Below are 5,209 nucleotides of genomic sequence, written 5' to 3' on the forward strand. Positions count from 1 at the left end.
GTGAGTCACGTGTGGGAGGCCGATACGTTTGTCGCCGATGTGGCCGCGTATGCGGCGCGCGTGGCGGCCGGGCCGCCGATCGCGCTGGCGCTCAGCAAGCGATTGCTGCTGGGCAGCAGCGAGGCCTCACTCGATCAGCAGCTGCGCGAGGAGCTCACGCATATCAAGACGTGCTTCGCGAGTGCCGACGTGCGTGAGGCGATGACGGCGTTCCGCGAAAAGCGCGTGCCGGATTTTCGGGGCGAGTAGCGGGCTGCCCCTCACCGATCAGTGTCGACCCGGATTGAAGCGCAGGCTGCCCGGGAGTGCGTTGAGCAGCGGCCCGAGTTCGGTGGCGCGGTCCTGCGTGGTGACGAACGTGAGGCCATCGATGCTGACCACGATCATGCCGCTGATGCCGTAGGCCACGACGCAGCAGCCGTCGGCGTGAATCACGTTGCCGCTGCAATCGACGCAGTGCACCTCGCCCATCACCCCGTTGCCGGTATCGTCGAGCTCACGCACGCGGCGCAGCGAGGCCCACGTGCCCACGTCGTCCCACTCCATCTCGACCGGGAGCACGACCACGTTGGGGGAGCGCTCGAGCAGGCCGCGATCGATGGACACGCTCGACACGAGTTCGGCGAACTGCGCCATTTCATCGCTGGCGAGCTTGGGCAATCCGAACTGGAGTTCGGCGGTGTACTGCTCGAGTTCGTCGAGGACCACGCGCGCGCGCCACACGAAGATGCCGGTGTTCCAGAGGGCGCCGCGTTCGATGAGTACATCGGCGATGGCCGGGGTGGGCTTCTCGACGAAGTGTTCGACGCGGCACGCACCGCCCTCGGCGCGCGACACCAGCGGGTCGAGGGGCGTACCCGGTTGCAGGTAGCCGAAGCCTGTCTCGGCCCGCGTGGGCTTGGCGCCAAGCGCTACCATGAGGCGGTCGGCTGACGCCACGGCGGCGGCGCGGCGCAGGGCATCGCGCAGCACGTCGGGGTAGCCCACCGCGAGATCGGCGTGCAGCGCGACGAACACCGTGTCGGGACCGGCGCGGCGCGACACTTCCTGCGCGCCCCACGCGAGCGCGGCAGCGGTGCCGAGTGGGCGCGGTTCGATGAGCAGGTTGGCGCGCGGGACTTCGGGAATCGCGTCGTGCAGCGTGTCCGCGATGTCGGCGCTCGTCACGACGAGCACCCGATCGGCCGGAACGAGCGGTGAGAGCCGCGCGACGGTATCGGCGATGAGCGGCCGTTCATTCACCAGCGCGAGCACCTGCTTGGGGCGCCGCGGGGTGCTGAGTGGCCAGAACCGGGTGCCGATACCCCCGGCGAATACCACGGCCCACATCGCGGTGCCGGTGTCGAGCAGCGCCTCCATCTCCACCTCTTCCAGCGTGCCGGCCATGATGGCCGGATCGGCTGTGACCGTCGACGGAGCAGTTGGACTGACGACGCGGGTCTCGGACATCGGTCGGTGGGTGTGTCGTTGGAAAAACCGTGCGTGGACGCCCGGAAAAGGATCGGACTTGCGCCGCCGCGACTAGCGGTTCGGACCCGGGAGGCGCAAGATATGAAGAACTTACGTCAATTCATGCTGACACTGCACCTCACCAACGGCGATCACGCCGCGACTGCACTGGCCCGATCGGGGCTGCCCGGCGACATCCTGTCGTGGCGGGACCTGCTTCACGACGGGCCGGTGCCGTCGGATCGGGATCTGACCGCGTTTCGACGGGTGCGAGGCGAGTTTCTCGCGAGCCGTGGCTGGCAGAGCCAGTCGGCTGCCATCGCCGACTTCACTGAGCGCGATGCGCGGTTGGACAGTATCGGTCCCGATGACGAGCTCGTCCTGTGGTTCGAACCGGATCTGTTCGACCAGCTGCAGCTCATCCAGGTGCTGGCGCGACTCGCGCACCGCGACGCGACGGCGCGCCCCACGGTCACGATCGTGCCGGCCGACTGCTTCCTCGGGCCGCTCAAGCCCGAGAAGTTCGTGCCGCTCTACGACACACGCCGTACGATCACCGACAGCGATTTCGCCATCGGGACGGCGGCGTGGGATGCGTTTACGGCAGATGCCCCGGACGCACTGCTCGCCGTGACTGACCGCGTCGATCGCGAGGTGCGCGCCCGGGCGTACGCCTACGACGATGCCGAACGGTTGCCGCATCTCGCGCCGGCGCTGCGTCGGCAGCTCGAGGAATACCCCGACACCCAGGCCGGCCTGTCGCGCAGCGAGCGGCAGCTGTGCGAGGCGCTCGCGCCCGGCCCGCTCACCCTCGCGAAGTTGTTCACCGCCCACCAGAGTGCGGAATCGTGGGTGTGGCTGGGGGACTGGAGCTTCGCGTGGTACGTGCAGCGCCTCAGTGACTGCGCGCATCCGCTCGTGGTGCATGTGAACGGCTCGCGCGTGATCGCGCCGTTGCGCGACACCGACGGCAAGGCGTTCTGGGAGCGCCAGGTACAGCTCACCCCGCTGGGGCAGGAGATGGTGCGCGACCGGGCCGACTTCGTGAAGATGAACGGGATCGACCGGTGGATCGGTGGGGTGTACAACACGTCGTCGCGCCACTGGCGCTGGGACCCGCATCATTATCGACTGATTCCACAGTAGGGTGGGACCGCGTCCGCGGTCCGCCCCGTGACAGCGCCGGTCCCGGACGTCAGCTTGTAGCCATGACCGACGCTCTCGCGCTCGACGCCCTCGCGCTTCTCGAAGCGGATACCACGCTCGAGGCGGCGCAGCCCATCCTCGCGCTTGCCGCCGAGTATCTCACACGCACGCGAACGGGTGAGGGGCCCGTGTCCACGTGGCATAGCGCCGAGGTCATCGCCGATCGCCTGAGCGAGAGGCTGCCGCGCCGGTCGCGGCCGCTGAGCGATGTGGCGCGTCGGCTCTCGTCGCTGCTGCTCGAGGATGTGAACCGCCTGGCACATCCGATGTACATCGGCCACCAGGTCTCGGCGCCGCTGCCCGCGGCCGTCTGGACCGATGCGCTCATCAGCGCGCTCAACCAGAGCATGGCTGTGCGCGAGATGTCGCCGTCGTTCACCCCGCTCGAGCATCAGGTGATCGAGTGGATGACCGATCTGGTCGGGTGGGATAGCCGAGCGGGCGGCACGATGACGAGTGGCGGTACGGAGGCCACGTTCACGGCCCTGCTGGCCGCGCGCAGTCGCGCCATGCCCGATGTGTGGACCCGTGGTGTGGGCGCCCATCCACCGGTGCTCGTGTGCGGTGAGCATGCGCATTATGCCGTGTCGCGAGCGGCCGGCGAGATGGGACTCGGCCTGCAGCACGTGGTGGTCGTGCCGAGTCATGCGCATCGCCTCAGCGTTCCGGCCCTCCGTGAACGGCTCGCCGACCTCAGGCAGCGAGGCACGAAGGTCATGGCGGTCGTCGCAACGGCCGGCTGCACCGCCACGGGCACCTTCGACGATCTCGAGGCCGTGGCCGATGCGTGCGAGGAGTTCGGCGCACCCGGCGATCCGTTGTGGCTGCACGTGGACGCGGCGCACGGCGGCGCGGCGATGCTGTCGCCGGCCCACGCCCATCGGGTACGCGGACTGGCGCGCGCCCGATCGGTGGCGTGGGATCCGCACAAGACGTTGCTGCTGCCGCTCGCGGCCGGGCTCCTGCTCATGCGCGAGGAACACGATCTGGAGGCGGCCTTTGCCCAGAAGGCGCCGTACCTCTTCAATCCCAACGAGGACGCGCGCGCGTGGGACATGGGGCCCCGCAGCTTCCAGTGCTCACGACGCGCCGATGTGCTCAAGCTGTGGGTGGCGTTCGAGCGCTACGGGGCCGACGCGCTGGCCGCGCTGTACGAACGGCTGTGCCACATGGCGCGGGGGCTGTACGAGCGCCTGCAGGGGCACGCGGAATTCACGGCCCTGCACGAGCCGGAGAGCAACATCCTGTGCTTCGCGTGGAATCCGCCGGGCGCGCCGCTCGATGAACGTGACGCCCTCACGAATGCCCTGCGCGAGCGCTACAACCGCAGTGGGCGTGGGTGGATCACGGCGACGACGCTCGACGGGCGTCGCGTGCTGCGCATCACGGTGATGAACGCGCGTACCGACGAGACGCACATCGCGGCGCTGGTATCGGGGCTGGAAGCGGAAGCGGCCTACGTGCTCAAGCATCACCGGTGAGGGGATGCCTTCGTCGTCAGAGACGAGATGTGAGCCGCGAGGGGTGAGCGGACAGAAGGAGAGATGAGCTTGAATAGAAGCGAGAGGCCAGCATTTTCGAGGTGAGAAGTCAGGGAAGCACCCCATCGCTTCTCACCTCGAGACCGCTGGCCTCTCGCTTCTATCCGGGCGCACTTCTCGTACTCGTCCTGAAGTCTCCCGCTGAGTGCTCAGATCTCAGCGCTCAGGGTAGGAACCACGCCGCTTCGTCTGCCGTCGGTATGCGGCACGCCTCGTGCTTCCCGAACCACCGGTACCGATTCCGCGCGATCAGGTCGTATACGCGGTCGCGCAGCGCGCGCGGTATCACGCGCGCCACGGCGGAGAGTCGCCACACGCCGCCGAGTCGTGAGAGCGCGGTGAGCGCGGCATCGGATTTCACGAGTACGCGGCCGCCGTCCACCACGACGACGGAATCGAGATCGCGCGGCAGCCCCTCGACTCGTGCGGCGGTGGCGCCCTGTAGCGGCGCGTAGCGCAGCGCCCGTGCGCGGTCATGCTGCACGAGGAAATCCACGAACCCGTTGCACAGGCCGCAGACGCCGTCGAAGCACACGATCGTATACGGGGGCGAAGTGTGGCCGCGGGACATGATGGGAATGTACCATTCCCGGATGCCGAACTCGTCATCGCTGCACGTGGTGCTCGTGCATCCGGAGATCCACTGGAACACCGGCAACGCGGGGCGCACCTGTCTCGCCACGGGCGCCACTCTGCACCTCATCGAGCCGCTGGGCTTCTCGCTTGGTGAGCGCGAGGTGAAGCGGGCCGGGCTGGATTACTGGGAGCATGTGGACCTCCGCGTGTGGCCGCAGTGGGAGGCCTTCGAGGAGGTTCTGCCGTCGCTCGGCGTGCCGTGGTTTTTCTCGACCAAGGGCCGGCAGCCGTACTGGGATGCGCCGATGGGCCACAGCGAGGGGGCGGTGCTCGTGTTCGGGCGGGAGACCGCCGGGCTGCCGCCGGCATTGCATGAACGGTATGCCGACCGCTTCGTGACCATGCCCATGCACTCCGAACACATCCGCTCGCTCAAT

6 protein-coding genes are annotated in these 5,209 nt (G+C 68.3%); 4 read left to right on the plus strand and 2 right to left on the minus strand.

The window, feature by feature from the left end; translation table 11 throughout:
- Positions 1 to 249 (plus strand): enoyl-CoA hydratase-related protein (locus ACIQ6O_RS12495; protein ID WP_396208123.1); only part of this gene is annotated, 249 nt, incomplete at its 5' end.
- Positions 250 to 267: 18 nt separating this feature from the next.
- Here ACIQ6O_RS12495 and ACIQ6O_RS12500 read toward each other — a convergent pair.
- Entirely contained in the window at positions 268 to 1,449 is a 1,182-nt protein-coding gene (locus ACIQ6O_RS12500) for a mannose-1-phosphate guanylyltransferase (RefSeq protein ID WP_396208124.1), read from the minus strand.
- Positions 1,450 to 1,551: 102 nt separating this feature from the next.
- Here ACIQ6O_RS12500 and ACIQ6O_RS12505 point away from each other — a divergent pair, with 102 nt between their 5' ends.
- Both ACIQ6O_RS12505 and ACIQ6O_RS12510 read left to right on the plus strand, forming a co-directional pair.
- Positions 1,552 to 2,595 (plus strand): hypothetical protein, encoded by a 1,044-nt coding sequence (locus tag ACIQ6O_RS12505; protein ID WP_396208125.1) that lies wholly within the window; start codon positions 1,552 to 1,554, stop codon positions 2,593 to 2,595.
- 62 nt (positions 2,596 to 2,657) lie between these two features.
- Complete coding sequence (locus ACIQ6O_RS12510) at positions 2,658 to 4,136, plus strand: pyridoxal phosphate-dependent decarboxylase family protein (RefSeq protein ID WP_396208126.1); 1,479 nt, start codon at positions 2,658 to 2,660, stop codon at positions 4,134 to 4,136.
- A gap of 223 nt (positions 4,137 to 4,359) precedes the next feature.
- Here ACIQ6O_RS12510 and ACIQ6O_RS12515 read toward each other — a convergent pair whose 3' ends face one another.
- Positions 4,360 to 4,767, minus strand: coding sequence for a thiol-disulfide oxidoreductase DCC family protein (locus ACIQ6O_RS12515; RefSeq protein ID WP_396208127.1), 408 nt, complete (start codon positions 4,765 to 4,767; stop codon positions 4,360 to 4,362).
- A 22-nt stretch (positions 4,768 to 4,789) separates the two neighbouring features.
- Between ACIQ6O_RS12515 and ACIQ6O_RS12520 the strand changes: the two genes are divergently transcribed.
- The coding region (locus ACIQ6O_RS12520; protein ID WP_396208128.1) for a tRNA (cytidine(34)-2'-O)-methyltransferase at positions 4,790 to 5,209 on the plus strand (420 nt) is incomplete at its 3' end.

The sequence above is a fragment of the Gemmatimonas sp. genome, assembly GCF_044345575.1.
Taxonomy (GTDB): domain Bacteria; phylum Gemmatimonadota; class Gemmatimonadetes; order Gemmatimonadales; family Gemmatimonadaceae; genus Gemmatimonas.